The following is a 26,272-nucleotide window of genomic DNA, read 5'->3' on the forward strand; positions in this document are numbered from 1 at the left end:
AGGCTCCGCACGACGCAACGCGGCGTGTGGAGTGGCCCTGGGGCGCACCCCGACCATCGAGCAAGATCACAACAATCAAGACCTGACGGTGTCGTCGCCCCCTCCCGGAAGGATCCTGATGGCCACCCCTCCCCGCCTGGTTGCGTTCGATCTGGATGACACTCTCGCTCCCTCGAAGAGCGCGATCGATCCGCGCATGGGCGATCTGCTCGTCGCTCTCGCCGCACGCGTCGAGGTCGCGATCATCTCGGGTGGGCAGCTCGCGCAGTTCACGATGCAGGTCGTCGACCGTCTTCCCGAGGCCTCAGCTGACACGCTCGCTCGGCTGCACCTGCTCCCCACCTGCGGCACGCAGTACTACCGGCTGAGCACTGACGGTATCGACACGATCTACGCCCACTCGCTCGCCGACGATGAGAAGCAGCGCGCCATCACCGCCGTCGAGGAGGAGGCCAAGCGTCTGGGGCTGTGGGAGTCCGAGACCTGGGGCGAGATCCTCGAAGACCGCGGCTCGCAGATCACGTTCTCCGCCCTCGGGCAGCAGGCCCCTGTCGACGCGAAAATGGCCTGGGATCCGACGGGTGAAAAGAAGAACCGGCTCCGCGAAGCAGTTGCCGCTCGCGTGCCAGACCTCGAGGTGCGCTCGGGCGGATCGACATCCGTCGATATCACCGCGCGCGGAATCGATAAGGCCTACGGGATGCGTCAGCTCGCCGATCAGACCGGCATCGCGCTCGACGACATGCTCTTCGTCGGTGACCGTCTCGACCCGGACGGCAACGACTACCCCGTGCTCGCCATGGGCGTCACCTGCCAGGCTGTCGAGGGCTGGGAAGACACCGCCGAGTTCCTCGAGGCGCTCATCCCGACGCTGCCTACTCCGTCGGAGCGGTAACCGTCGCGTAGTAGCCGCGGATGTGGTCGGTTACTGCGGCACGCGCAGCTTCGGCCTGGCCCTCGCCGATGAGCTCGACGATCCGGTGGTGCTCGTGGCGCAGGCGGGAAGCAGCGCCGTCCCAGTCGGCGATTCGACGGATGCCCCGCGCCACATATCCCTCAATCGCGTCACGGAGGCCTCCCATCATCGCCACCGTGACGCCGTTGCCTGCAGCTTCGGCCAGCGCAAGATGCAGTTGGGCATCAAGGGCGACGAACTCTTCGGGGCTCAGCGACTCGTCATCCATCGCGGCCAGCACCCGCTGAACGTCGACGAGCACGGGCGACTCTGCGGACGCGAGGTCGGCAACGACAGCCGATTCGAGCGCAATACGGGTCTGGACGACATCCTCGACTGCGAAACTCTGCGCCGCCAGCTGCAGCCGCAGCAGCGCCGACATGCCGCCGGACGGCGTGCCGATGATGATCGCACCGGCAGTCGGGCCTGAACCCGTCCCGGTGCGGATCAGCCCCATCACCTCGAGCACCCGCAGCGCCTCGCGAACACTCGATCTGCCGACACCGAGGGTCGTCGCCAACTCGCGCTCGGGCGGCAGGCGGTCGCCGGGACCGAGTTCTCCACTCATCAGATCGCTCTCGATCCGATCCAGCACGATCCGCCAGGCCTTGGCCGGGGCATCCGTCACAGGCACTCCTTCGTCTGCCTCAGGCTACCCAGTGGTCTGACCACCACCAAACGCGCACGCGCGATGACCACGCAAAACCCCTGCGCCGACGCTAGCGTGGGGGCATGGATCCCCTCCTTGTCGTCATCGGCATCGCCGCCGCTGTCTCACTGTTCTGCTGGGTCGCCTCGATCATCACGAAAGACACCTCGTGGGTCGACCGGCTGTGGTCGATCGTGCCCGCAGTCTACGTGTGGGTGTTCGCGGTCGCCGCACTCGTGGCCGGCGAGGATGCGACGCGTCTGGTGGTCATGGCGGTCCTCGTCACCGCCTGGGGTGCACGCTTGACGTTCAACTTCGCCCGCAAGGGCGGCTACACCGGGATGGAGGACTACCGGTGGGCGATCCTGCGGGCCCGGATGTCGCCCGCGCAGTTCCAACTCTTCAACGTGTTCTTCATCGTGCTGTACCAGAACGCGCTGCTCGTGCTGATCTCCCTCCCCGCCCTCATCGCGTGGCAGAATCCGACGCCCTTCACCGGATGGGATGCCGCCTTCGCCGCACTGTTCGTGCTGTTCCTCGCCGGCGAGTTCATCGCCGATCAGCAACAGTGGGACTTCCACAAGGCCAAGCACGCTGCGGGCGGTACCCTCGAGCCCGGATTCCTCACTACCGGACTGTGGCGCTACAGCCGGCATCCGAACTTCTTCTTCGAGCAGGCGCAGTGGTGGGCGTTCTACGCGCTCGGCGCCACAGCGGCCGTCACCGCCGGCGCGGGACTCTGGGGCGGCGCCATCAACTGGACGATCATCGGCGCCGCACTGCTGACCGTCCTGTTTATCGGCTCCACAGTGTTCACCGAGTCGATCTCGGCATCCAAGTACCCGGAATACACGCAGTACCAGCGGACGACATCGATGCTGGTACCGCTGCCGCCGCGTCAGCGGCCTGCCGAAGCCAACGCCTGAGGCCGCCGCGGACGGAGGGGCTCAGCGTCCGTCGATGCGCCCGCCGGACTCGCGCAGGTAGCACTCGGCGCACATCGACTCGTACGTGACCCGGTCTGTCGAGAGCTCGTCGATCGCGACCTGATCACCGTCGAAGACGAACCTCCCGCCGACCAGACGGGCGTTGAAGATCGCCTTACGGCCGCACCGACAGATCGTCTTGAGCTCTTCGAGCGAGTGGGCGAGCTCAAGAAGCCGTCGCGATCCCGGGAACGCGTGGGTGCGAAAGTCAGTGCGGATGCCGTACGCGAGCACCGGTACACCATCGAGCACGACGATCCGGAGCAGATCGTCGACCTGCTCGGGTGTGAGGAACTGCGCCTCGTCGATGAGGAGACATGCGACATCCGTGCGACGGCCTTCGGCTTCGGGAACGAGCGCTTCGTTTTCGCGGCGAACCAACTGTTCCCGGTGGTGCGCGAACAGCTCACGCAGGTCAGCGACGGGAGGGATGAGGAAGTCCACGGGACGCGTCACACCGAGCCGGCTCGAGATGTGATCGGCTTCCTTCGTGTCGATTGCGGGTTTGGCCAGCAGCACGTGCTGACCGCGCTCCTCGTAGTTGTACGCCGCCTGCAGCAGGGCGGTGGACTTTCCGGAGTTCATCGCTCCGTACCGGAAGTACAGCTTCGCCACGTTCGGATCTCAGCTCGACGGATAGGCGAGCATTACGCCTTCAGCGCGAGGACGTTCGCGGTCTCGGCAAGGGTCTGCTGCGCGGCATCCGGGTTGCTGTTGAGGTGCCCGCCGTAGCTCGGGATGAGGTCGCGCAGCGTCCCCTCCCACTCGTCGATGCGGTCGGGGAAACTCGACTTCAGGATGCCCAGCATGATCGCCACGGCAGTCGAGGCACCCGGGGAGGCACCCAAGAGGCCGGCGATCGTGCCGTCGGCCGAACTCACGACCTCGGTGCCGAACTGCAGCACGCCGCCCTTCTCGGGATCCTTCTTCATCACCTGGGCGCGCTGGCCGGCGTTCAGGAGCATCCAGTCCTCGTCCTTGGCGGTCGGCATGAAGGTGCGGAGGCTGTCGACCTTGCGCCTCTTGTTCTTGAGGAGCTCTCCGATCAGGTACCGGATGAGGCTTGGATTGTCGATTGCGACCTTGATCATCGGCCACAGATTGCCGGGGCGAACCTGGGCGATGATGTCGAATATCGAGCCGCGCTTGAGGAACTTCGGACTGAACGTCGCGAACGGTCCGAACAGCAGCGAGGTCTCACCATCGACGACGCGAGTGTCAAGGTGCGGCACCGACATGGGCGGCGCACCGACGGATGCCTGCGAGTAGACCTTCGCGCGGTGCTGGGCCACCAGGGCGGGGTTGCTGGTCTTGAGCCACTGCCCACCGATCGGGAAGACGCCGTATCCCTTGATCTCGGGGATACCGGATTTCTGCAGAAGCTTGATTGCCCATCCGCCCGCGCCGACGAACACGAAGCGTGCCCGCGTCTTGCCGGGAGTGCGACCGACCTGGTTGCGCCACGACACCTCCCAGGTGCCGTCCTTCAGCTTCTTCAGTCCCGTCACCTGGCGGTCGGTCACGACCCGACCACCATGCTGCTTCAGGTTGTCGAACAGCTGTCTGGTGAGGGCACCGAAGTCGACATCCGTGCCGGCCGGGACGCGCGTCGCCGCGAACGGCTCGTCGCTCGCGAGACGCTTCTGCATGAGCAGCGGAGCCCACTGGTTGATGACCCGAGAGTCTTCGCTGTACTCGATCCCGGCGAACAGCGGCTGCGTCTTCAGCGCCTCGTAGCGGCGCTTGAGGTACGCGACATCCTTCTCGCCGCGCACGAATGTCATGTGCGGCGTCGAGTTGATAAACGTCGACGGTTCGTCCAGGATGCCGCGCTCGACCAGCGATGCCCAGAATTGGCGGCTGAGCTGGAACTGCTCATTGATCGAGATCGCCTTGGCTGGATCCACGCTGCCGTCGGCTGCCGCCGGCATGTAGTTCAGCTCGCACAGGGCGGCATGCCCCGTCCCGGCGTTGTTCCAGGCGTTTGAGCTTTCCAGGGCGACATCGCCCAGCCGCTCATAGACCTCGATGGTCCAGTCGGGTTCGAGTTGGGAGATGAAGGTGCCCAGGGTGGCGCTCATCACACCGCCACCGATCAGCAGGACGTCGACGGGTTCGGTCACCGGTCAAGTCTACGGGCGGCTGGAACGATATCTCGACGTCGAGAGATCGGGATCAGACCTGTGCACCCAGACGCGCGGCGACCAGCTCAGCGATCTGAACGGCATTGAGCGCTGCACCCTTACGGAGGTTGTCGTTGCTGATGAACAGCACGAGCCCCTTGCCCTCGGGAGCGGACTGGTCGGCGCGGATGCGTCCCACGAAGCTGGGGTCCTTGCCTGCGGCCTGAAGCGGCGTCGGCACCTCGTCGAGGCTGACGCCCGGAGCGTCGGCGAGGATCTCCCGCGCACGTTCGGGCGTGATCTCGCGCGCGAATTCGGCATTGATGCTCAGCGAATGCCCGGTGAACACGGGAACGCGCACGCACGTTCCCGCGACGCGGAGGTCGGGGAGCTCGAGGATCTTGCGGCTCTCGTTGCGGAGCTTCTTCTCTTCGTCGGTCTCGTTCTGGCCATCGTCGACGAGGTTGCCGGCGAACGGGATGACGTCGAACGCGATGGGCGCAACGTACTTCTCGGGCTGCGGAAAATCGACAGCTGAGCCGTCGTGCACGAGGCGCAGGGTGTCGCCCTGGGCGAGCACACCCTCGACCTGGCCGAGCAGCTCCTGCGCGCCGGCAAGGCCCGAGCCGCTCACTGCCTGGTAGGTCGAGACGATGAGGCGTTCGAGCCCGGCCTCGGCATCCAGCACCTTCAGCACCGGCATCGCGGCCATCGTCGTGCAGTTGGGGTTCGCGATGATTCCCTTGACCGCCTGGTCGATCGCGTGCGGATTGACCTCGCTCACGACGAGGGGAACCTCGGGGTCCATGCGCCAGGCGCTGGAGTTGTCGATAACGGTGGCACCAGCCGCCGCAAAGCGCGGTGCGTGGGCACGGCTGCCGGTCGCTCCGGCCGAGAACAGGGCGATGTCGATGCCCGCCGGGTCGGCGGTTGCGACGTCCTCGATGATGACGGTGTGACCGCCGAACTCGACAGCGCTGCCGGCAGATCGAGCGGTGGCGAACAGCCGCAGCTCCCCGATCGGGAACGACCGCTCCGCGAGAATCTCGCGCATCACGGTGCCGACCTGGCCGGTGGCGCCGACGACGGCGACGGAGAGTCCTGAATCGGAGATGCGGGTCATTGTGCTTCCTCGTCCGTTCCGCTGTCACAGAACGATGCGCACGGCGGTCGTGGACCGCCGTCTGTGACAGTGGAGCTGGTGCGGTGCGAGCCGCGGGTGGTGCGACTGCGGGGTTGCAGAGAGTTTAGCGGCCGGTGCCGGCGTAGACGGTGGCGGCACTGTCGGCATCCAGCCCGTAGGCGGTGTGCACGACGCGAGCCGCCTCGGCGATGTCGGAGCCGCGAAGCACCACCGAGATCCGGATCTCGGAGGTCGAGATCATCTCGATGTTGATCCCCGCAACGCTCAGCGCCTCGAAGAGGGTCGCTGATACGCCCGAATGCGTGCGCATCCCCGCACCGACCACCGAGAGCTTGCCGATCTGGTCGTCGTGCACGAGGCTTTCGAAGCCGACCTCGCTCTGGTCGGCGGCGAGCGCCTTCAGCGCCGGCGCGGCATCCTGCTTGGGGAGCGTGAAGGAGATATCGGTGCGTCCGGTGGCGGCAGCCGACACGTTCTGCACGATCATGTCGACGTTCGCACCCGACTTGGCGACGATCTTGAAGATCTCGGCTGCCTTGCCGGGCACATCCGGGACGCCGATGACGGTGATCTTGGCCTGACCGAGGTCGGTGGCGACCCCCGCGACGATGGGTTCTTCCATGGTGACTCCCTCCGGAGCATCGGGACGGGACTGGCCCGGACCCAGGACGTAGGTGCCCTCGCTCGAGCTGAACGTCGACCGGGCATGAATGAGGACGCCGTGACGGCGGGCATATTCGACGGCGCGGATGTAGAGCACCTTCGCACCATTGGCGGCGAGCTCCAGCATCTCTTCGCTGGAGACGACATCAAGCTTTCGCGCCATCGGCACGACGCGCGGGTCGGCGGTGAAGATCCCGTCCACGTCGCTGTAGATCTCGCAGACGTCGGCCTCGAGGGCCGCTGCGAGCGCCACAGCGGTCGTGTCGGAGCCACCGCGGCCGAGGGTCGTGATGTCACGGGTGTCTCGGTTGAAGCCTTGGAAGCCGGCCACGATCACGATGGCGCCCTCGTCGAGAGCCTCGCGGAGTCGAATGGGAGTGACATCGACGATGCGGGCGGCGCCGTGCGTGGCATCCGTGATCATGCCGGCTTGACTTCCGGTGAACGAACGCGCCTCGAAACCCATCGATGAGATCGCCATCGCCAGCAACGCCATTGAGATCCGCTCACCGCTCGAAAGCAGCATGTCGAGCTCGCGCGGAGCGGGAATCGGTGCGACCTGGCCCGCGAGGTCGAGAAGCTCGTCGGTCGTGTCGCCCATGGCGCTCACGGCGACAACGACGTCGTGACCGGCACGACGTGTGTCGACGATCCGTTTGGCGACGCGCTTGATGCTCTCGGCGTCGGCCACCGACGACCCACCGTACTTCTGGACGATCAGCGCCACATGCAACTCCCGGGATGACAGGCTCGGATGCCGAACCCAGCGACCCATTCTACGGAGGCGCACATGCCGAACACGTCATGGGGACCGTCGGCGCCAGGTAGCACCGGAACGCGGCACGTAGGGTGGACGAAGCCATCCGTGACGACCTGGGAGCTTCCGCCATGCAACGTCGGCGTCGCCTACCGAATCCACTTGGCCGCCTCTTCCGTATCTCCGCAGACGCCTACCCGGCGACCGAAGCGCTTCCGATCGTCGATGACGCCGCTGCGGTGCGCATCCTCGACTTCGCCGTCCGCTTGGGCGAGACGATGCTGGTGACTGGGGCTCCCGCCTCAGAGGTGACCTTTGCGATCGTGCGCGCCGCCGGCGCGTACGGTCTACATCCGGTGCACGTGGATGTCACATACAACTCGATCACTGCTGCCTATCACCGCAGTGGCGAAGACCGTCCGATCACGCTTTTGCGCGTTGTCCGGGCGGCGGCTCCCGACTACGAGAAACTGCTGCGACTGCAGGCGCTCCTGAACGAGGTCACGAGCGGCCTTGCGCTACCGGAGTCGCGGGCGCGCCTGACCGGGATCCGACGAACACCTTTCTCCCGTCGACCGATCATCGTGGTCGCAGCGCAGGGCCTGCTCGCCGTGGGCGTTGCGATCATGTTCGGCGGCAATCCCGTTGTGACGGTTCTCGCGTTCCTCGCTGCAGCCCTCGCCGCGCTCACACAATTCGGTCTCGCGCGGGCACGGGTGCCGTTCTTTTTCAGCCAGATCACCGCCGCCGCAGTCCTGACGCTGTTCGCATCGCTCGCTCCCGCGCTGGCTGGAACAGGCCTGCCGGGCGCCGCTGACGCACGCCCCTCCGTCATCGTCGCCTCAGCGATCGTGTTGATGCTCGCCGGCCTCACCGTCGTGGGAGCAGCCCAGGATGCGATCGACGGGTTCGCCCTCACCGCATCGGGACGCATCCTGGAACTGACCACTCAGACGCTCGGCGTTGTCATCGGCATCCTGGTGGGTCTGCAGGTCGCCAGCCTTATCGGGCTCACCGTCGATCCTCCGAGCGAGGCTCTCCCCCTCGGCGCCATCCCGCTGCAGTTCCTGGGCGCCGCACTGATCGCCGTATCGGTGGCGGTCATCAACGGGTCAGGGATGCGGATCATCCTCGTCAGCGCGGCACTAAGCGTCGCAGCCTGGACCGGCTACCTTCTGGCGTCGCTCATCGGCCTCGACACCGCCGCAGCATGCGGCGTGGGCGCCCTCGCCGGCAGCTTCATCGGCATCCTGCTCGCCTACCGCCTCCACGTGCCGTCGGTAGCCGTGACGGCGGCAGCCATCTTGCCAATGGTGCCCGGTGCGATGGTCTTCCGGGGCCTGCTCACGCTGGTGCAGTCAGGTGAGGACCCGGCTCACATGCTCGTGGGGTTCGGGACACTCGTGAACGCCGGAGTGATCGGTATCGCACTGGCTGTCGGCGCATCACTGGGCATCTACCTCGGGCAGCCGGTGCGGGCGACCCTCACGAGTGTCATGAACGCGCGCGCCCGGTTCCGCATCTGAGAAGCCGGGTTCTGCTGACCCGACTCAGATCGAGCGACGACCCTCGAAGGCGCGACCGAGCGTGACCTCGTCGGCGTACTCGAGATCACCACCGACCGGCAGACCCGAGGCGAGTCTCGTGACTGTGATCTGCAGGGAGGTCAGCAGGCGCGACAGGTAGGTCGCTGTAGCTTCACCCTCGAGGTTCGGGTTGGTGGCAAGGATGACTTCCTGAACCGTACCGTCGGCAAGTCGCTGCATGAGCTGCGCGATGCGCAGATCGTCGGGACCGACACCCGCGATCGGGCTGATCGCCCCGCCGAGGACGTGGTAGAGCCCGCGGAACTCGCGCGTGCGCTCGATCGCCGCGACATCCTTCGCGTCCTCGACGACGCAAATCAGCGTCTGGTTGCGGCGAGGGTCGCGGCAGATGCTGCAGCGATCCTGCTCCGATACATTGCCGCAGAGCTCACAGAACCGAACCTTTTCCCGCACCTCGGCGAGCACCTGCGACAGTCGCGACACATCGAACGACGGGGTCTGCAGGATGTGAAATGCGATGCGCTGCGCCGACTTCGGCCCGATACCGGGAAGCCGACCGAGCTCGTCGATGAGGTCTTGGACGATGCCGTCGTACATGCTCAGCCGAACCTCGTGGGTGATGCGTGCGGTTCTTCACGGATGAAGCGCGCCCCCAGCAGCTGGCGCACCACCGCCTCCCCGTAGCGCTGCGTTCCGTCGGGAGCCCGGGCGATCCGCTGTGCGACGACAGGCGCCTGCTCGGGGGCGACATCCAGATCGACACCCTCGCTGTCATCATCGTCGGCTGAGGGCTCATCAGCATCGAGGACGTCGCCCTCCCGGGGAGCCGGAAGCTGCACAGCGAGACCGACCGGCGCATCCTCGGGCTCGTCATCGACCGCGAGAGAAGGCGCAAGGACCGCGGTCGGCGCTTCGGACGAGGGGATGGGGGCGACCGCCCAGTCCGTCACGGCGGGAGCTGCGGCAGCCGCTGTCGTTCCGCCGCGAGGCTGCGCTGTCGTTCCGCCGCCACGAGGCGGGGCCGGCGTGCCGCCTCCGGGCTGTGCACTCGCGCCGCCGCCGGGCTGCGGCGTCCGGGGCGCCTCGCCCGGGCCCGGCCCGCCAGTAGGCCCGCCGTCTGAGGGGCCTGACGAGTCCGAGGGTCCGCCCGCGGGGTCGTGCTTGGCAAGGTACTTCACCCGGATGCCAAGAACCTGCTTGATCGCGGTGCGAAGATCTTCGCTGGGTCCTGCGCCGGCAAGAAGATGCTTGAACTTGGCGACGTCGGAAGCGTTCGCGAACGTGAGGGTGAGCACGTCGCCCGAGAAATCGGCAACTGTCGCGACAGACACCAGCAACCATGACGAGCGACTGATGCCCTCCAGCGCGGCAAGTACCGCAGCCCACTGCTCCCGAACCACGCCCAGCGTCACCGGCTCGGTCAGTGGCGCGGGAGGCACTGTCGCAACGCTCGTCTCCGAAACGCTCGCTTCCGTAGGCGCGGGCGAGGGAGTGGGAGCAGCAGGGGCCGGAGCAGCGGCGGGCGCCGGGGCAGCAGCGGCCGCAGGGGCAGGGGAAGCAGCTGGAGCGGGTGCCGGGGCAGCGGCCGCAGGGGCCGGGGAAGCAGCTGGAGCGGCGGCGGCCAGCGCCAGAACGCGCGCGCACATGAGCTCGAGCTGCAGTCGCGGTGAGGTGGCACCGGTCATCTCGTCGAGCGCGGCGACAACGACATCCGCTGTGCGCGAGAGCCGTTGAGCGCCGAACCGGTCTGCTTGCGCCGACATCCGCTGGAGGTCTTCGGGGGATGCGCCCCGTAGCACTGCTGCGGCGCCGTCCCCCGTCGCGGCGACGACGATGAGGTCGCGCAGCCGTTCCAGAAGATCGTCGACGAAGCGGCGCGGGTCTTGCCCGGTCTGTACAACCCGGTCGACGGCGGCGAAGACGGCACCGGCGTCGGATGCCGCGAGCGCGTCGACGATCTCGTCGAGAAGCTCGGCATGCGTGTACCCGAGAAGTGCGACCGCGCGTTCGTACGTGACGGCGCCTTCCGAGCCCGCGATGAGTTGGTCGAGCAGCGACAGCGTGTCTCGCGGGGACCCGCCGCCGGCGCGGACGACCAGGGGCAGCACACCGGGATCGACGACCACGCCCTCGCTCTCGCAGAGCGAGCCCACATACTCGAGCATCGCCGCCGGCGGGACGAGTCGGAACGGGTAGTGGTGCGTGCGCGACCGGATCGTGCCGATGACTTTCTCAGGCTCGGTCGTGGCGAAGATGAACTTCACGTGATCGGGAGGCTCTTCGACGAGTTTGAGCAGGGCGTTGAATCCCTGCGGCGTCACCATGTGCGCCTCGTCGAGGATGAAGATCTTGAACCGATCACGTGCGGGTGCGAAGACGGCGCGCTCCCGCAGATCGCGTGCGTCATCGACACCGTTGTGGCTGGCGGCGTCGATCTCGACGACATCCAGGGATCCCCCGCCGCCGCGTCCGAGCTCGATGCAGCTCTCGCACGTACCGCAGGGGGTGTCGGTCGGTCCCTGGGCACAGTTCAGGCACCGCGCGAGGATGCGCGCCGAGGTCGTCTTGCCGCACCCGCGAGGCCCGGAGAACAGGTAGGCGTGCCCGACGCGGTCGCCCCGCAGCGCGGTCATGAGCGGTTCGGTGACCTGACTCTGCCCGATCATCTCGCCGAACGCCTCGGGGCGATACCGGCGGTACAGGGCGGTGGTCATTCGTCCAGCCTAGGGCGTGGTCACGACATCGGGTCAGCGGCCTGCGGCAGCTGATCCGGCACGCTCTCGAACGTCTCCGGCGACCCCACGATCGGGATCGAGGTCGTGACGACCGGCACGGATGCCGACAGCAGCGACCCGTCGTCGCGGGTGACATCCGCGAACTGACGAATCGAGGGTCGGCCGGGAATCACCGGACCCTGATCGGCAAGCGGAATCATCAGCTCTTGCTCGGGGTCGATGACGTACTGAGCGCCCCGCACCGAGAACGAGACGCTCTGCCCCGGCCCCGCCGCGAACCACATCCGGTCGCGGGCGATCGTCACCTGCAGCCGCGTGCCCTGCCAGTGCAGCGTGAAGGAGAGCTCCGGCCAGTCGGCAGGCAGCCGCGGATCGAAGCTCAACTCCCCGAAGTGGTCGCGCATACCTCCGAATCCACTGACCAGCGCGGTCCAGACGCCGCCGGCCGAGGCGACGTGCACGCCATCCGCGGCATTGTGATGCAGGTCGCCGAGATCGACATAGATCGAGTCGAGGAAGTACCTCAGGGCGAGGTCCTGGTAGCCGACCTCGGCAGCGAGGATCGCCTGCACGACTGCCGACAGCGTCGAGTCCCCCGTCGTCAGGGGGTCGTAGTACTCGAAGTCGGCCAGCTTCTCTTCGGCGGTGAAGTGGTTGCCCTGCAAGAACAGCGCCAGCACCACGTCGGCTTGCTTGAGCACCTGGTACCGGTAGATCACCAGCGGGTGGAAGTGCAGCAGCAGCGGCCGCTGGTCGGGCGATGTGTTCTCGAGGTCCCAGACTTCCTTCTCGAGGAAAACGGCGTCCTGGGGGTGGATGCCGAAGGCATCGCTGAACGGGATGTTCATCGCCTCAGCCGCGGCCTCCCACGCCTCGACCTCGTGCTCCCCCAGGCCCAGGCGATCCACCATGAGGCGGTAATCCTCGGGAGCGTCCAGGGCCATGTCGCGCAACGTGTGGGCAGCGAAACGCAGGTTGAAGCGCGCCATGACGTTCGTGAAGAGGTTGTCGTTGACGACTGTCGTGTACTCGTCGGGCCCCGTCACACCGTGGATGTGGAACGACCGCTCGGAGTCGAGTTCCGTCTCACGCCAGAACCCGAGGCTCGCCCACATCCGGGCGGTCTCGACGGCGATATCGACGCCTTCGCGATAGAGGAACTCGGTGTCGCCCGTCGCCCGCACATACTTCGCGAGGGCAAAACTCACGTCGGCATTGATGTGGTACTGAGCGGTGCCAGCGGCGTAATAGGCCGAGGCCTCCTCACCGTTGATCGTGCGCCACGGGAAGAGCACCCCGGCCTCGTTGAGTTGACGCGCGCGCCGACGCGCGGCGGGAAGCATGAGGTACCGCATCCGCAGTGCGTTTCGCGCCCACTGCGGGGTCGTATAAGCCAAGAACGGCAGCACGTAGATCTCGGTGTCCCAAAAGTAGTGACCCGAGTAGCCCGACCCCGAGACACCCTTCGCGGGGACGCCGAGCCCATCGGCCCGCGCGGCAGCCTGGGCGAGCTGGAAGAGGCACCAGCGGGTCGCCTGCTGCAGATCGTCATGGCCGCCGATCCGAACGTCCGAACGCTCCCAGAACGCATCCAGCCATTCGCGCTGGCGCGTGAAGAACGTATCGACGCCCTCGGCCTCCGCGCGATCAAGGGTCCTGCGGCACCGATCGACCAGTTCCCGAGCGGGCACACCGCGCGAGGTGTGGTAGCTCACGAGCTTGGTGACGGTGACCGGCACGCCGGCCTTCGCCCGGACGCGGAAGACGTTCTTGGCGATGTCGGGTTCGATCAGGCAGCGGGGGTCGTACTCGTTGTCGGTGGTGATGATGTGGTCGGCCACGACCGCGATCGTCATCTCGGATTCGGATGCCTTGTAGGCCAGCGCCGACCGCGTGCCGTCCTGCCAGTACTCCTGTGGCTGCAGAACGCGCTGGTGGATCCGCTCGGCCCGGCGCGGATCGAATCCCGCCTTCTTGGGTGCGACGGGAGTTCCGCCGTAGACGTCCTCGCCGTCTTGCCGGTTGATGATCTGACAGCTGATGGTGACCGGCGCATCGGCGTTCAGGACCGTGACGGTCTGCCGAAGGATCGCAAGGTGCTTCTCCTCGAACGACACCAGCCGATCATCCTCGATCAGCACCTCTTTGCCCGACGGTGTCACCCACAGGATCCGCCGACGCATGACGCCGTCGCGCAGATCGAGGACACGCTCGTACTCACGCACATCGGCGATGTCGAGTGACAGCGGCTCGTCGTCGACGTAGACCCGCATGATCTTGGCATCCGGGGCGTTGATGATCGTCTGGCCGACCTCGGCGAACCCATACGCCTGCTCCGCATGCCGGATCGGGAAGACTTCGTGGAAGCCGTTGATGAAGGTGCCGTGCTCGTGCGCGAAGCGACCCTCGGGGCTGTTGCCCCGCAAGCCCAGGTAGCCGTTACCGACGGCGAAGAGTGTCTCGGAGACCCCGACCTCGTCGTGCGAGTAGCTCGTCTCGACGAGCCGCCATGGGTCGATGGGGTAGCGATCACGATCGATCACGCGGACTCCTCCGGTTCGGGTGCGAGAGCAGCGGTAGGGATGCCGGCACCGTCGCCGTCGAGGAACTCGGCCAGATCGGAGACCACCACGTGTGCGCCAGCGTCGCGCAGCACCTCGGCTCCGACGCCACGGTCGACGCCGACCACGAGCGCGAATCCGCCAGCAGCCGCGGAACGTACCCCTGACAGGGCATCTTCGACGGCCGCGCTGGATGCCGGGTCGACACCGAGCATCGCAGCAGCCTCGACGAACACGTCGGGGGCGGGCTTGGAGGCCAGCCCGTCGCGTTCGGCGATGACGCCGTCCATGATCACCTCGAAGCGATCGATAATGCCGGCGGCAGTGAGCACTTCCCGGGCGTTCTTGGAACTCGAGACCACCGCGATCCGGGTACCGGCATCCCGCAGCACGTCCAGCAGCGCGAGCGAGCCCGGATACGGCGCGATTCCTTCGCTTCGCAGCACGCTCTCGAAGACAGCGTTCTTGCGGTTGCCGATGCCGCAGACGGTGTCGATCTCAGGCGAGTCGCTCGGGTCGCCCCAGGGTACTTCGACATCACGGCTCCACAGCAGGCTCGCGACGCCGTCGTAGCGCTTCTTGCCGTCGAGGTGCTCGAAGTAGTCACGCTCGGTGTACTCGGGCGTGATGTTCCACGCCGCGAAGAGCTCCTGAAACATCGCCTGCCACGCATGCATGTGCACCTCGGCGGTCGGTGTCAGCACCCCGTCCAGATCGAAGAGCACCGCATCGTAGGCGGTGAGATCGGGAAGAGCGTCGGCCACAGGAATCCTCCCGGCGGGTGGCGATGTCGAAAGCGTTGGCACGAGCCATGGCAATAGGTCGGGTACGGCTGACGCCGTGGTGCAAGCGTAGTAGTTCGACCCTGCCGCAATGCTGGTTTGCGGGCGCTCAGCCCTGCGCGACGCCCAGAGTTTGCCGAGCGATCTCGAGTTCTTCATTGGTCGGTACGACCAGGACGCTCACCTCAGACGCATCGGTCGAGATACGACGGATGCCGCGCTCCCGCCGCTCGTTGCGTTCGGGGTCGATCTCCACTCCCGCAAAGCCGAGGGTTTCGAGGGCCGCCGCACGGATGATGGGCGAGTTCTCGCCGACGCCGGCGGTGAAGGAAATGACATCCACGCCGCCGAGCTGCGCGAGATACGCACCGGCGTAGGTGCGCAGGCGATGGATGTAGACGTCGAAGGCCAGCGTCGCCGCCTCATCGCCGTCCTCGCGTCGCTGTTCGATGTCGCGCATGTCGGAGGCCCCCGCCAGGCCGAGCAGTCCCGAGCGCTTGTTGAGCAGATCGTCGAGGTCGTCGATCGAGAGCCCCGCGCGTCGCGCAAGCTGGAACACGATGGCCGGGTCGACGTCGCCCGAACGGGTGCCCATGACAAGTCCCTCCAGCGGTGTGAGCCCCATGGACGTGTCGACCGAACGACCACCGTCGATCGCGGTGACCGAGGCTCCGTTTCCGAGGTGGAACACGATCTGCTTCAGGTCTCCCAGCGGCCGGTCGAGGAACGCCGCTGCGGCTTCGCTGACGAACTTGTGTGAGGTGCCGTGGAAGCCGTACCGGCGCAGGCGGTGCTCCTGCGCGAGTTCGGTGTCGATCGCATACGTGTAGGCGGCGGGGGCGAGCGTCTGATGGAACGCGGTGTCGAAGACGGCGACGTGAGGAATCGTGTCGAACGCTTCCTGTGCGGCACGGATGCCCTGCACCGCCCCTGGGTTGTGGAGGGGCGCGAGTACCGACAGGTCTTCGATGTTGATGAGCACCAGCGGAGTCACCAGCGTCGGCTCGAAAAAGCGCGCCCCACCGTGCACGACGCGGTGACCAACGGCGACGGGCGGATTCGCCTGCAGTGAGGGGCCGTGCGCAGCGAAGGCATCGATCATCACCTGGAAGCCTGCGGTGTGGTCGGGAATCGGCAGGTCTCGCTCGGAGGTCGCGCTCACGAATGTCGGTGCCGGCTCATCCGGGGCGAACTCCGCCGCGGTGACGGTGTGACGCGCGTGACCGTTCTCTTGCCCGATCCGTTCCACGAGGCCCGAGGCGAGCACCGCTTCGTTGTCCATGTCGATCAGCTGGTACTTGAATGACGACGAACCGCTGTTGACGACGAGGACGACACTCATGCGGTGGTCCCTTCCTTCTCACTGGATGCTGGAGCCGAGGTGTCGGCATCCGCTTGGGCCTGAATCGCGGTGATCGCGATGGTGTTCACGATGTCGTCGACCAGCGCGCCCCGCGACAGGTCGTTGATGGGTTTGTTGAGCCCCTGCAGGACGGGCCCGATCGCGACAGCTCCGGCCGAGCGTTGGACCGCCTTGTAGGTGTTGTTCCCGGTGTTGAGGTCCGGGAAGACGAAGACTGTTGCGCGACCGGCGACCTGTGAACCGGGCATCTTCGCGGCGGCAACCGCCGCGTCAGCCGCTGCGTCGTACTGGATGGGGCCCTCGACGAGCAGTTCCGGCGCCCTGTCGCGGACCAAGGCGGTGGCTGCGCGCACCTTCTCGACATCCGCCCCCGACCCGGACTCCCCCGTCGAGTACGACAGCATCGCGACGCGGGGGTCGATCCCGAACTGCGCGGCTGTCGCTGCAGACGAGATCGCGATGTCGGCGAGTTGCTCAGAAGTGGGATCAGGGATCACGGCGCAATCGCCGTACACGAGCACGCGGTCGGCCAGAGCCATGAGGAAGACGCTCGACACCACCGAGACACCCGGCTTGGTCTTTATGATCTCGAACGCCGGACGGATCGTGTGCGCCGTCGTGTGCGCAGCGCCCGAGACCATGCCATCGGCCAGGCCCAGGTGAACCATCAGCGTCCCGAAGTAGGACACGTCGGTGACGGTGTCGGCTGCCTGATCGAACGAGATCCCCTTGTGGGCCCGCAGGCGCGCGTACTCCTGCGCGAACTGTTCGACGTAGTGGGGGTCGAACGGGCTGATGATCTGCGCTGCTGTCAGGTCGACGCCGAGCTCTGCCGCTCGCGTGCGGATATCGCCCTCATCGCCGAGGATGACGAGGTCGGCGATGCCGCGCGCGAGGACTGTCGCGGCGGCCCGGATGACGCGATCGTCGTTTCCCTCGGGAAGCACGATCCGCCGCCGATCCGCGCGGGACCGCTCCACGAGCTGGTATTCGAACATGAGTGGGGTGACGACTGACGACCGCGCCAAGCCGAGCGATCTGCTCAGCATCGCGGTGTCGACGTACTGCTCGAACATCGACAGCGCGGTGTCGTACCGCCGCTGGGATGCCGCGGCGAAGCGTCCCCGCGTATTGATGACCTTGACGGCGGTCTCGAAGGTACCCTCATCGGTTGCGATGATCGGCAGGTTCGAGGAGACGCCATCCATCAGCCTGTCGATCTGTTCGGGCAGGGGGAACGGGCCGTTGAGCAGGATGCCGGAAATCGACGGGAACGTGCCCGAGGAGTGCGCCAGCAGCGTCGCCAGCAGCACCTCGGTGCGGTCGGCTGGGATCATGACGATGGAACTCTCACTCAGCCGCGGCAGCACGTTGACCATCGACATCCCCGCGATCACGACACCGAGGACCTCGCGCGAGAGCAACTCCTCGTCGCCTTTGATCAGTGTCCCATCGATCGCCGCCATGACCTCGCGCATCGTGGGGGCCACCAGGAACGTGTCCTCGGGAATCGCCCACACCGGCACGACACCGTCGGATGCCACGTGCTCGGGCTCGCGGGCGTGATCGATGACCTCACGCACGGATCCGACGACGTCTTCGATCCGCTCCGCATCCGCACGGTTGACGATCACCGCGAGGAGCCCCGCTCGTCCGTGGGCGAGCTCGGCCAGTGCTAGTGCGGTGATCTGGCCAATCTCCTCGGGGGTTCGCGCAGGTGACGACCCGAGCTTTTCCGCTTCGCCGGTTCGGCCGCTCATCACGAGCAAGACTGGGGCACCGAGATTTGCCGCGATGCGGGCGTTGTAGCCGAGCTCCGCGGGTGACCCGACGTCCGTGTAGTCGCTCCCCACGATCACGACGGCGTCACACTGCGCCTCAACGGCCTTGTAGCGCTCCACGATCTTGCCGAGGGCAGCGTCGGGATCGGCGCGCACCTCGTCGTAGGTCACGCCGATGCAGTCGTCGTACGGAAGATCGACACCGTCGTGCGCGAGAAGCATCTCGAGCACGTAGTCGGGTTCCGTGGTCGAGCGGGCGATCGCTCGGAACACGCCGACGCGTGGGGTGGCATGGCTCAACGCATCGAGCACCCCCAGGGCGATCGTGGACTTTCCGGAGTGACCTTCTGCCGAGGTGATGAAGATGCTCTGCGCCACCCCATCAGCCTAGGTGCGACCGCGGGGGCGCCGCCGGGTGCCTACCGGAGAAAAACCCGAGGCAACCGAATGTTCACGCCCCGTTGCGTCAGGACCACGCGGGAATGAAAAGACTCTCCGCGCACCCGGCAGAGCCTGGTTACCCTTGCTACGTTTCCGTCCTGGGGGAGTTGGCCTGGATGCCGCCGCGCGGAGAGCTTCCCCTAGTCTAACCATTCGTCCCGTCGGGATTCGCGGCGTCCTCCCAGAGCCGCACCCGGTCAGCCGAGGTTACGATTGTGCAACGACCGACGAGGCGCCGCATATCCGACGAGGCGGCGCGCGCACAGGCGGAGGGGGTCGGCATGACCGAAAGCGTCATCCGCGAGGAGCGGGTCACCGCAGAAAGCCCGCCAATCGCCGTGGAGCGCTTCGCCGAGGTCACCAACGCGATCCTCGGGGCAATCACATCCGTGATCGACGGCAAGCCGGAAGCGGCTCGCAGCGCACTCATCTGCCTGCTCGCCGAGGGGCACCTTCTTATTGAGGATGTCCCCGGAGTCGGAAAGACGATGCTTGCCCGGGCGCTGGCAGCATCCATCGACGCCGCGGTGCGACGCATCCAGTTCACGCCCGACTTGCTCCCGGGCGACGTCACCGGTGTTTCGGCCTTCAACCCCATCGAGCGTGAGTTCGAGTTCAAACCGGGTGCCGTGTTCGCCAACATCGTCATCGCCGACGAGATCAACCGCTCCTCCCCCAAGACCCAATCCGCACTGCTGGAGGCGATGGAGGAACGGCAGGTCACCGTCGACGGGCACACACACCTCGTGCCGCACCCGTTCCTGGTCGTCGCCACCCAGAACCCTCTCGAAATGGAGGGGACGTACGCGCTTCCCGAGGCGCAGCGCGACAGGTTCACGATGCGGATCTCGATGGGCTACCCGGATGCACGCGCCGAGACCCTCATGCTGCGCCAGCGTGAGACAGTCAACCCGCTCGAATCCGTCCGACCCGTCGTCACAACCCACGAGGTGGCTGAGCTGATCGTCGCGGCGCGGCATATTCATGTGGCGCCCGCGATCGAGGAGTACACCGTTTCCCTCGCTCAGGCGACCCGCGCTCACCCCGACCTGAAGCTCGGAGCGAGCCCGCGCGCGACGCTGCAACTCGTTCGAGCTGCCAAGGTGGCTGCAGCGCTGGAGGGACGATCTTTTGTCATCCCCGACGACATCACCGGCCTCCTGCATCCGGTGTTCGCCCACCGCCTGATCGCCACACGCGCAGCCGGCGGAGCCAACCACGGCGAAGCCGCGGTGGCGGATGCCCTCGATCAGATCGCGGCAAGCGCCCGCGTCCCGCTCGCCTCGCGGCGGTGACATGCGCTGGTGGCCATTTACGCCTCGGGGCACCGGTGCCCTGATCCTCGCCATCGCTTCGTTCGTGATCGCGGGAGAGACCGGCGTCGTCGAACTCATGTTCTTCGGTGTCCTCATGGTGGTGGTGTGTGCGGGGAGTCTCGCATCGCTCTGGTTTCGGGCGGCTCCCACCGCCACGCCTCGGCGGATCGTTCCCGACGTCTCGACGGTCGGCAAACCCACGACCGTCACGGTGACGCTCCGGCCGCCTTCGCGCATGATGGGCAGGTCCGGACGGTGGCACGAGCTCGCCGACCCGGTCTTCATCGGCGAGCTTGAGGGCGACCTCAACTGGGGCGGGGCCGACAAGGCAGCCTCGGTGACATATAGGGTGACGCCCAGCACGCGTGGCACCTACGCTCTCGGTCCGCTGCGGGTCATCACCGAAGACCCCTTCGGGCTCGCCCGACGCGCGGTGCGCGTGATCGAAGCCGAATCGGTCCGGGTCGCTCCCGCGCAGGTCGAGGTAACGGCACTGCGGGCGATGACGGCGACAGCGGGTGGGGCGCTCCACGCCACCCACACGCAGCGCGGCCATGGCGTGGACAATCTGCTGGCCCGCCCCTACCAGCCAGGGGATTCGATGCGCCGCATCCACTGGCGTGCGTCAGCTCACCACGACGGACTCATGGTGCGCCAGGAAGAGAATGAGGCTGCACCGGATGCCGTCGTCGTGATCGACCGGGACGATGCGCGCTGGGGCGCCGGGGCCGCCGCAGCGCCCGGGCAGGATCCCGCTTTCGAGGCGGCAGTTGCCACTACCGTGTCGGCTGTCGCGCAACTGTCCCACGACGGCTACACCGTGAGCGTGCTCGAGAGCGACGGAACACCCCTCCACGAGCCCATCGAACCGGGCGAGAAAGCACTCCTCGACGCGTTCGCCGCAGATTGCGCAACCATCGTCGCCGGCACTGGGCACAACATCCATGACTTACCGCGCGCCTTCGCCCGCGTCGGCAGCGGCCCGATCGTCATCATTACCGGCACCCTCTCGGAGGCCGATGTCGCCGCCCTCGCTCCGATCGGCGCACACACGACCCTGCCGATTCTGCTGGCCACCGACGCCAGCGCTGACGCCTTCGACCGAGCGGCGGAGTTGGGGTGGCGGGTTCAGGCCATTCGCGTGGGCCCCGAGATGCCCGGCTGGTGGGACGACGCGCGAGACCAGGGTCAGAGGCGATGAGCTGGTCGACACGATGGAGAGCTGCTCGCAGGGCCCGCTGGCGGGGGATGCGAACCGGACGTTCTGACGCACTACTGACGATCGGGGTGATGGTCGGGATCGTTGCCGCCCTTCTTCCGGTGACGCGAGTCATCGCGCCCGGCGCCTGGATTTGGGGCACCCTCGCGCTGTCGGCGGCGATCATGGTCACAGGATTCTTGCTTCGCCGTACCCGGATGTCGGCGATCGGCATCAGCGCGGTCGAGCTTGCCCTCACGATCGGCGTTGTCACCGTCGTGTTCCTGCGAGAGACCGCGCTGTGGGGAATCATCCCGGTCTTTGCGAGCGTGGATCAGGCAGCGGGCCTCGTGGTCACGGCATCCGAGGAGATCTTCTACAGCGCGGCCCCCATGGTTCCGACCCCGGCCTTGAGCTTCTTGGTGGTCGGGGCAGCGGGCCTGTTCACGATTGCTGTGGATCACATTGCCTTGACAGCACGGATGCCGCTGCTGGCCGGTGTCGCACTGTTCACGGTGTCGCTGATCCCTGCTCTGACGGTGCCCAGCGCCGTCAACCTCTGGTCGTTCGCGCTGCTCGCGGCGGCTGTGTTGCTGTTGCTTCGCGCCGAGACCCGCGGCCGGGAACCGAGGAGTGGACGCGCGAGCGGCGCCTCCGCCGTCGCGGCAGGTATCGGAGCTCTCGCTCTGGTCGCGACCCTCATCATCACACCCTCGCTCCCCCAGCCCGGTCCCCGGGTCGCATCCGGAAGCGGTACCGCGGGAATCGACGCATCCCTCTCGCTCGGGCAGGATCTGCGTCGCCCTGAGCAGATCGAGGTCCTGCGGATGCGCTCGACCGCGCCTCTGCCTCCGTACCTGCGCGTGGCAACGCTCAGCGAGTTCACCGGCGCCGTCTGGCAACCCGATCGCACATGGTCACTTCCGCTGGACAGCTCCCGCGCCTTCGGGGAGGTCGAGGCGTCCCCCGGGATCGAGATTGCGGAATACCTCACGACTGTCGAGATCACCGATCTCTCGTCATCCTGGCTCCCGGTGCCCTTCCCAGCGGTGGACGTCGAGGGCCTGTCGGGCTCCTGGAACACGATGCCGCTCAATCGGACGGTGGTGGGCGAGAACGGCGCGACCCAAGGGCAGTCGTATGTCGTCGAAACCCGCGTTCCCGAACCAACTCTCGACCAAATCCGTGCGGCGGATGCCAACCCCGACCGGGTTCGGGAGACGGCATCCGCTCTGCCTGACAATCTTCCCGAGATCATCGCCCAGACAGCGCGAGAGATCACGGCTGGCACCACGAACGACTATGACGCCCTGATCGCGATGCAGTCGTGGTTCCGCGGGGCTGACTTCCGGTACTCGCTCGACGCCCCGGTTGAGCAGGGGTTCGATGGGTCAGGCGCTGATGCGGTGGCATCGTTCCTCGACGTGAAGTCGGGGTATTGCGTGCACTACGCGTCGGCGTTCGCACTGATGGCCCGAACTCTCGACATGCCCTCCCGGATCGTCGTGGGCTACCTGCCCGGCGTCAACACGAGCACCGTCGTCGACGGGCAGAACGTGCGATCGGTGCTCAGCGGACAGCTTCACTCGTGGCCCGAGGTCTACTTCGATGGGATCGGCTGGGTCGCGTTCGAACCCACCAACAGCCTCGGAACGGCGACGCGGTTCGGCTCGGCCACGGATGCCGCGCAGGATGATGCGGCTGGCCCCACGCCGACGGTGTCATCTGCGCCGTCGGCGACGCCGCAACCCACGCGGTCGGCCCTCTCCGAGAACCTCGACACCCCGAATGCCACGGTTCCCCTTCCCCTGCAGCGCAACCTGGCGGCGTTTGGCTGGGGAGCCTTCGCGATGGGGCTGCTTGCTCTTCTGGCGGCGCCGGGAGTTGTGGCTGAGCTGCGCCGACGGCGGCGGCTTGCTTCGGCCGCGCGCGGTGATGCGGTTGCCGCGTGGGCAATCGTTCGGGATACGGCGGTAGATCTCGGCATCCGCGTGGCAGGTAGCGACACCCCGCGGATGCTCGGGGACCGGCTCGTGCGAGAGCATGGCGTTGATGCGGATGCCATGTCCATACTCGTGTCGGCTATCGAACGCGAGTCGTATGCACTGGCAGGTGCCCGCACGGCGTCGGGGGCCCGGATTGGCGGTGAGGGAACCGAGCGCGGGACGCTTGCGCGTGCGGCACGAGACGTTCGGGGGCAGGTGATGCTGGCGGCGTCTCCTGCTCGACGCTCCATCGCTCTCGTCGCGCCGCGCTCGCTCGTGTTCGGCCTGTTCACCCGCGGCTAGACGAAAAAGCCCTGAGCCGCGACCCGTTCGTAAACGGTGACGCGGCTCAGGACAATGGCGGTGACGGTGGGATTTGAACCCACGGTGCGCTTGCACGCACACACGACTTCCAATCGTGCTCCTTAGGCCGCTCAGACACGTCACCAGAACAGCCTGTCCATCGTACCCGATGCCTCTTCGCCGCCCCGACCAGCGCGAGGGATCAGGCAGTGCCCGGCGGTCTAAACCGCCGTGAGCTAGGACGTCCTTCTTCAGTCGCGCCGAAATGCGGGTGTCGCCGCCCGTGACCCGCACGAAGGCGCGACCGAAGAACACCTCATGCCCGGAGATACTGAGCACCGTCACTCGGTCGCGCCTTCGCGCGACTTCCGGGTCTCGTGACCAACGTCAGGGCGCGACTGAACGGAGGGCCGACCCGGAGATACCGAGATACCGCTATGGCCGATCGCGGCTCGGCGCCAGAGCCATCCGACGCTCTGCCGTCAGGCAGAGGGCGGGGCCGACTACGCGACTGCGTCCTTGAGCAGCAGGGCCCGACGAGCGGTCCCGGCGCTCCGGGGCACAGTCAGTCCGTCGACTCCCGCGGTGGGTTGTGCATGAACTCGATGCGGATACCGTTGGCGTCCTCGACGAAGGATGCGTAGTAGCGGGGCGTGAAGCGCGGGTACGGCTTCGGGTCACGCACGATCGTCCACCCAGCGCGGACCGCGATCTCGTGGAGTCGGTCAACCTCGGCGCGCGAGCCGACCGCGAACGCGAGGTGCTGCCAGCCGACCCGACCGTGGCGGTGCGGGCCCGTCCCCGGCTCGCGCGCTGGATAGAAGATGAGTTCGGACTCTCCTGGACAGGTCCAGAACACGATGCTGCCGGCATCCGTTCGGGTGTACCCGAGCGCGAGGAGCACAGGTTCGAACTGGCTCGCGGCGGCGGGCACGTCGTCGACAGTCAGGGCGAGGTGGTCGACGAGAGGCACCGTCACGCCTCCCGGAGGATCTTCGGCATTGCTTTGCCCTTGGCAAGTTCGTCGATCAGCTTGTCGAGGTAGCGGATGTTCTGCATCAGCGGATCCTCGATCTCTTCCACACGAACGCCGCAGACGACGCCGGTGATCGCCGAGACGCGCGGATTGAGGTCGGCATCCGCGAAGAACTCCTCGAAGCTGGTCTCACGTTCGAGATGCTGCGCGAGAGCCTCGTCGTCGAAACCCGTCAGCCAGGCGATGATCTCGTCGACCTCGCCTTTCGACCGGCCCTTGCGCTCTGCCTTGGCAACGTAGAGCGGGTAGACCGACGCGAAGCTCGTCGTGAAGATCCGGTGCGCCATGATCCGAGGGTACGCGCCGGGGTCTACCTGCGTCCCGAGGCAAACACCACGGGAACACCCAGCCACTCCCCGAGATCGCGGATCTCGGCATCCACCATCTCGCGTTCCTCGTCATCGAACGGGATCAGTTCGTGAACCGCGGAGACGACGAGGTTCTCTTTCTTCTTGTCGAGTTCGGCATCCATCAGCGCAGAGAAACGGTCACCGATGAGGATCGGATGCACGAAGTAGCCGTACACACGCTGGGCTTTGGGCTTGAACTGCTCGAGGATGAACTCGAAGTCGAACAGTTCAGCGAGGCGCGGCCTGTCGAAGAGCATCCGGTCGTACGGGTTGAGGATCGCGACCCGGCCACCCGGGTCATCTCCCAGCGCGGCGATCGCCTCGGGGTCGACTCGCCATTTCCACGCGCTCCCCTCGACCTCGGCCGGCTCCCCCGCCATACCGACCTCGCTCCAGGGCGACTTCTGTCGCGCGATACCCGCGGCATGAAGGCGCCGCTGCTGCAACCGCTCTTCGGCTTCCTCTGCGGTGATGGACCCGTCATCGGGACCGTACAGCCGCTCGGCAAGGTCCCACACGCGCTGCCGGTTCTCACGTCGAACCACGGCCACCTCGCCGATGACCGACAGCAGTTCGAGCATCCGTGGCACCTGGTTCGATCCGTACCAGCCGCTCTCGTTGCTGCGCTGCACCACGCTCGTGTCAGGGATCTCGGATGCCAGCAGCGGCCCCTCCGCGCGGAGCCGAGCGAGCACGTCCTTGCGAAAGGCGGCGTTCGCCTCGAGGTATTCGCGAGACGCGGCACGCAGCTGCCGGGCGCGCATCAACGCGACCATGTCGGGCATCAGGCTGGACGCGAAGAACCGACCATCGAACTCGAACAGCAGGCGATCGTCTTCGACGGCCTTCTTGAGCTGCCCGGGCTCGTACCCCCATCCGATCCGACTCCAGAACGCGGTCTGCTCCGCGGGCGCGATCGTCACTGTCGGATCGATCTTGATGCTGCCGAGCTGCTCGGCGACCTCGACGACATCGCCGGGACGATCGGCATCCAGTAACTGGGCGCGCACAGCGATTCGGCGCGCTTCGTCCCGCGTGAGGCGATGCATGCCGCGAGCGTACCGCTCCGCGCCGACACCCATGCAGCCAGCTCAGTGGGCCCCGAGAACCATGTACTTCTCGGGCGCGCGGACACCCTCGAATCCGAACTGTGCATACAGTCCGTGCGCGTCAGCAGTGGCGAGCATGATACGCCGGACGCCGAGCGGTTCGACGTCGGCGACGATTCCCGCCATGAGCGCCTTCCCGATGCCCTGACCTCGAGCGTCCGGTGAGACGAAGACGTCGCACAGCCAGGCGAAGGTCGCGTCGTCCGTCACGATCCGGGCGTAGCCCAACTGCTCACCAGTCTCGGACTCATAGATCCCGTAATTGCGAGAGGCCTCGATCGCGGCATCCTGCTGCTCACGACTGCGCCCGCGCGCCCAATACGACAGTTCACTCAGCCACCGGTGAACCGTGACCCGATCGACACGACGCGGGTCGGCGGAGAACTCGTATGCAGCCATGGGGATATTCTCCCCGAGCCGGTCGGTCATGCCGCGACGCGGGAACTGCTCATCGCGACGGCTGAGTGATCGAGGCGAGCCGCCAGACC

Annotated in this window: 21 protein-coding genes, 1 tRNA gene and 1 other RNA gene; 6 read left to right on the forward strand and 17 right to left on the reverse strand. The window is 66.7% G+C overall.

The window, feature by feature from the left end; translation table 11 throughout:
• Positions 1-118 precede the first annotated feature (118 nt).
• The gene (locus B4F19_RS13555) at positions 119-895 is read left to right on the forward strand and encodes an HAD-IIB family hydrolase (RefSeq protein ID WP_228178000.1); all 777 of its coding nucleotides are present in this window, start codon (positions 119-121) and stop codon (positions 893-895) included.
• On the opposite strand, the gene B4F19_RS13560 is transcribed toward B4F19_RS13555, so the two are convergent.
• A complete protein-coding gene (locus B4F19_RS13560) occupies positions 876-1,583 on the reverse strand; it encodes a FadR/GntR family transcriptional regulator (RefSeq protein ID WP_228177999.1) in 708 nt (235 codons plus the stop codon). The genes B4F19_RS13555 and B4F19_RS13560 overlap by 20 nt on opposite strands.
• Before the next feature lie 104 nt (positions 1,584-1,687).
• Here B4F19_RS13560 and B4F19_RS13565 point away from each other — a divergent pair, with 104 nt between their 5' ends.
• Positions 1,688-2,530, forward strand: coding sequence for a DUF1295 domain-containing protein (locus tag B4F19_RS13565; RefSeq protein WP_228177998.1), 843 nt, complete (start codon positions 1,688-1,690; stop codon positions 2,528-2,530).
• 21 nt (positions 2,531-2,551) lie between these two features.
• Here the strand turns inward: B4F19_RS13565 and B4F19_RS13570 are convergent, their stop codons facing one another.
• From B4F19_RS13570 to B4F19_RS13585, 4 genes are all read right to left on the reverse strand, one after another.
• On the reverse strand, positions 2,552-3,205 hold the full coding sequence (locus B4F19_RS13570) for a thymidine kinase (RefSeq protein WP_228177997.1): 654 nt from the start codon (positions 3,203-3,205) through the stop codon (positions 2,552-2,554).
• 32 nt (positions 3,206-3,237) lie between these two features.
• Positions 3,238-4,713: a malate:quinone oxidoreductase gene (locus tag B4F19_RS13575; protein WP_228177996.1), complete on the reverse strand. Its 1,476-nt coding sequence runs from the start codon at positions 4,711-4,713 to the stop codon at positions 3,238-3,240.
• A 52-nt stretch (positions 4,714-4,765) separates the two neighbouring features.
• Positions 4,766-5,836, reverse strand: coding sequence for an aspartate-semialdehyde dehydrogenase (locus B4F19_RS13580; protein WP_228177995.1), 1,071 nt, complete (start codon positions 5,834-5,836; stop codon positions 4,766-4,768).
• A 124-nt stretch (positions 5,837-5,960) separates the two neighbouring features.
• On the reverse strand, positions 5,961-7,247 hold the full coding sequence (locus tag B4F19_RS13585) for an aspartate kinase (RefSeq protein ID WP_228178037.1): 1,287 nt from the start codon (positions 7,245-7,247) through the stop codon (positions 5,961-5,963).
• A gap of 161 nt (positions 7,248-7,408) precedes the next feature.
• Here B4F19_RS13585 and B4F19_RS13590 point away from each other — a divergent pair, with 161 nt between their 5' ends.
• Positions 7,409-8,803, forward strand: a complete 1,395-nt coding sequence (locus B4F19_RS13590) for a threonine/serine ThrE exporter family protein (RefSeq protein ID WP_267189641.1) — start codon at positions 7,409-7,411, stop codon at positions 8,801-8,803.
• 24 nt (positions 8,804-8,827) lie between these two features.
• Here B4F19_RS13590 and recR read toward each other — a convergent pair whose 3' ends face one another.
• The 7 genes from recR to ffs form a co-directional block, all read right to left on the reverse strand.
• Positions 8,828-9,421 carry a recombination mediator RecR gene (gene recR, locus B4F19_RS13595; RefSeq protein WP_228177993.1) on the reverse strand — a complete coding sequence of 198 codons (594 nt, stop codon included), beginning with the start codon at positions 9,419-9,421 and terminating at the stop codon, positions 8,828-8,830.
• 2 nt (positions 9,422-9,423) lie between these two features.
• A complete protein-coding gene (locus B4F19_RS13600; protein WP_292727096.1) occupies positions 9,424-11,538 on the reverse strand; it encodes a DNA polymerase III subunit gamma and tau in 2,115 nt (704 codons plus the stop codon).
• A 20-nt stretch (positions 11,539-11,558) separates the two neighbouring features.
• Positions 11,559-14,102, reverse strand: a complete 2,544-nt coding sequence (locus tag B4F19_RS13605; RefSeq protein WP_292735682.1) for a glycoside hydrolase family 65 protein — start codon at positions 14,100-14,102, stop codon at positions 11,559-11,561.
• Complete coding sequence (locus B4F19_RS13610) at positions 14,099-14,884, reverse strand: HAD family hydrolase (RefSeq protein ID WP_292735684.1); 786 nt, start codon at positions 14,882-14,884, stop codon at positions 14,099-14,101. Before B4F19_RS13610 ends, B4F19_RS13605 begins: the two co-directional genes overlap by 4 nt.
• A gap of 127 nt (positions 14,885-15,011) precedes the next feature.
• The gene (locus tag B4F19_RS13615; protein WP_292735686.1) at positions 15,012-16,244 is read right to left on the reverse strand and encodes an acetate kinase; all 1,233 of its coding nucleotides are present in this window, start codon (positions 16,242-16,244) and stop codon (positions 15,012-15,014) included.
• Positions 16,241-18,424 (reverse strand): phosphate acetyltransferase, encoded by a 2,184-nt coding sequence (gene pta / locus B4F19_RS13620; protein ID WP_292735688.1) that lies wholly within the window; start codon positions 18,422-18,424, stop codon positions 16,241-16,243. The genes B4F19_RS13615 and pta overlap by 4 nt, the downstream gene beginning before the upstream one ends.
• Before the next feature lie 105 nt (positions 18,425-18,529).
• Positions 18,530-18,626: signal recognition particle sRNA small type (gene ffs / locus B4F19_RS13625), an RNA gene on the reverse strand.
• A gap of 142 nt (positions 18,627-18,768) precedes the next feature.
• Here ffs and B4F19_RS13630 point away from each other — a divergent pair.
• Genes B4F19_RS13630 through B4F19_RS13640 form a run of 3 tightly spaced genes read left to right on the forward strand, consistent with a single transcriptional unit; the run spans position 18,769 to position 23,289 of the window.
• Positions 18,769-19,782, forward strand: a complete 1,014-nt coding sequence (locus B4F19_RS13630; protein ID WP_292725875.1) for an AAA family ATPase — start codon at positions 18,769-18,771, stop codon at positions 19,780-19,782.
• Position 19,783: 1 nt separating this feature from the next.
• On the forward strand, positions 19,784-21,004 hold the full coding sequence (locus B4F19_RS13635) for a DUF58 domain-containing protein (RefSeq protein WP_292735690.1): 1,221 nt from the start codon (positions 19,784-19,786) through the stop codon (positions 21,002-21,004).
• A gap of 47 nt (positions 21,005-21,051) precedes the next feature.
• Positions 21,052-23,289, forward strand: coding sequence for a DUF3488 and transglutaminase-like domain-containing protein (locus tag B4F19_RS13640; RefSeq protein ID WP_292735692.1), 2,238 nt, complete (start codon positions 21,052-21,054; stop codon positions 23,287-23,289).
• 55 nt (positions 23,290-23,344) lie between these two features.
• Here the strand turns inward: B4F19_RS13640 and B4F19_RS13645 are convergent.
• The 5 genes from B4F19_RS13645 to B4F19_RS13665 form a co-directional block, all read right to left on the reverse strand.
• Positions 23,345-23,434 (reverse strand) — tRNA-Ser (locus B4F19_RS13645).
• Between the two features lie 420 nt (positions 23,435-23,854).
• Positions 23,855-24,268: a VOC family protein gene (locus B4F19_RS13650; RefSeq protein ID WP_228177984.1), complete on the reverse strand. Its 414-nt coding sequence runs from the start codon at positions 24,266-24,268 to the stop codon at positions 23,855-23,857.
• On the reverse strand, positions 24,265-24,612 hold the full coding sequence (locus B4F19_RS13655) for a DUF2200 domain-containing protein (protein ID WP_292735694.1): 348 nt from the start codon (positions 24,610-24,612) through the stop codon (positions 24,265-24,267). The genes B4F19_RS13650 and B4F19_RS13655 overlap by 4 nt, the downstream gene beginning before the upstream one ends.
• 23 nt (positions 24,613-24,635) lie before the next feature.
• On the reverse strand, positions 24,636-25,724 hold the full coding sequence (locus B4F19_RS13660) for a DNA glycosylase AlkZ-like family protein (protein WP_292725868.1): 1,089 nt from the start codon (positions 25,722-25,724) through the stop codon (positions 24,636-24,638).
• A gap of 42 nt (positions 25,725-25,766) precedes the next feature.
• A complete protein-coding gene (locus B4F19_RS13665; RefSeq protein ID WP_292735696.1) occupies positions 25,767-26,183 on the reverse strand; it encodes a GNAT family N-acetyltransferase in 417 nt (138 codons plus the stop codon).
• Between the last annotated feature and the right edge of the window lie 89 nt (positions 26,184-26,272).

Source organism: Microbacterium sp. UBA1097 (genome assembly GCF_002313585.1).
In the GTDB taxonomy this organism is placed as follows: domain Bacteria; phylum Actinomycetota; class Actinomycetes; order Actinomycetales; family Microbacteriaceae; genus Microbacterium.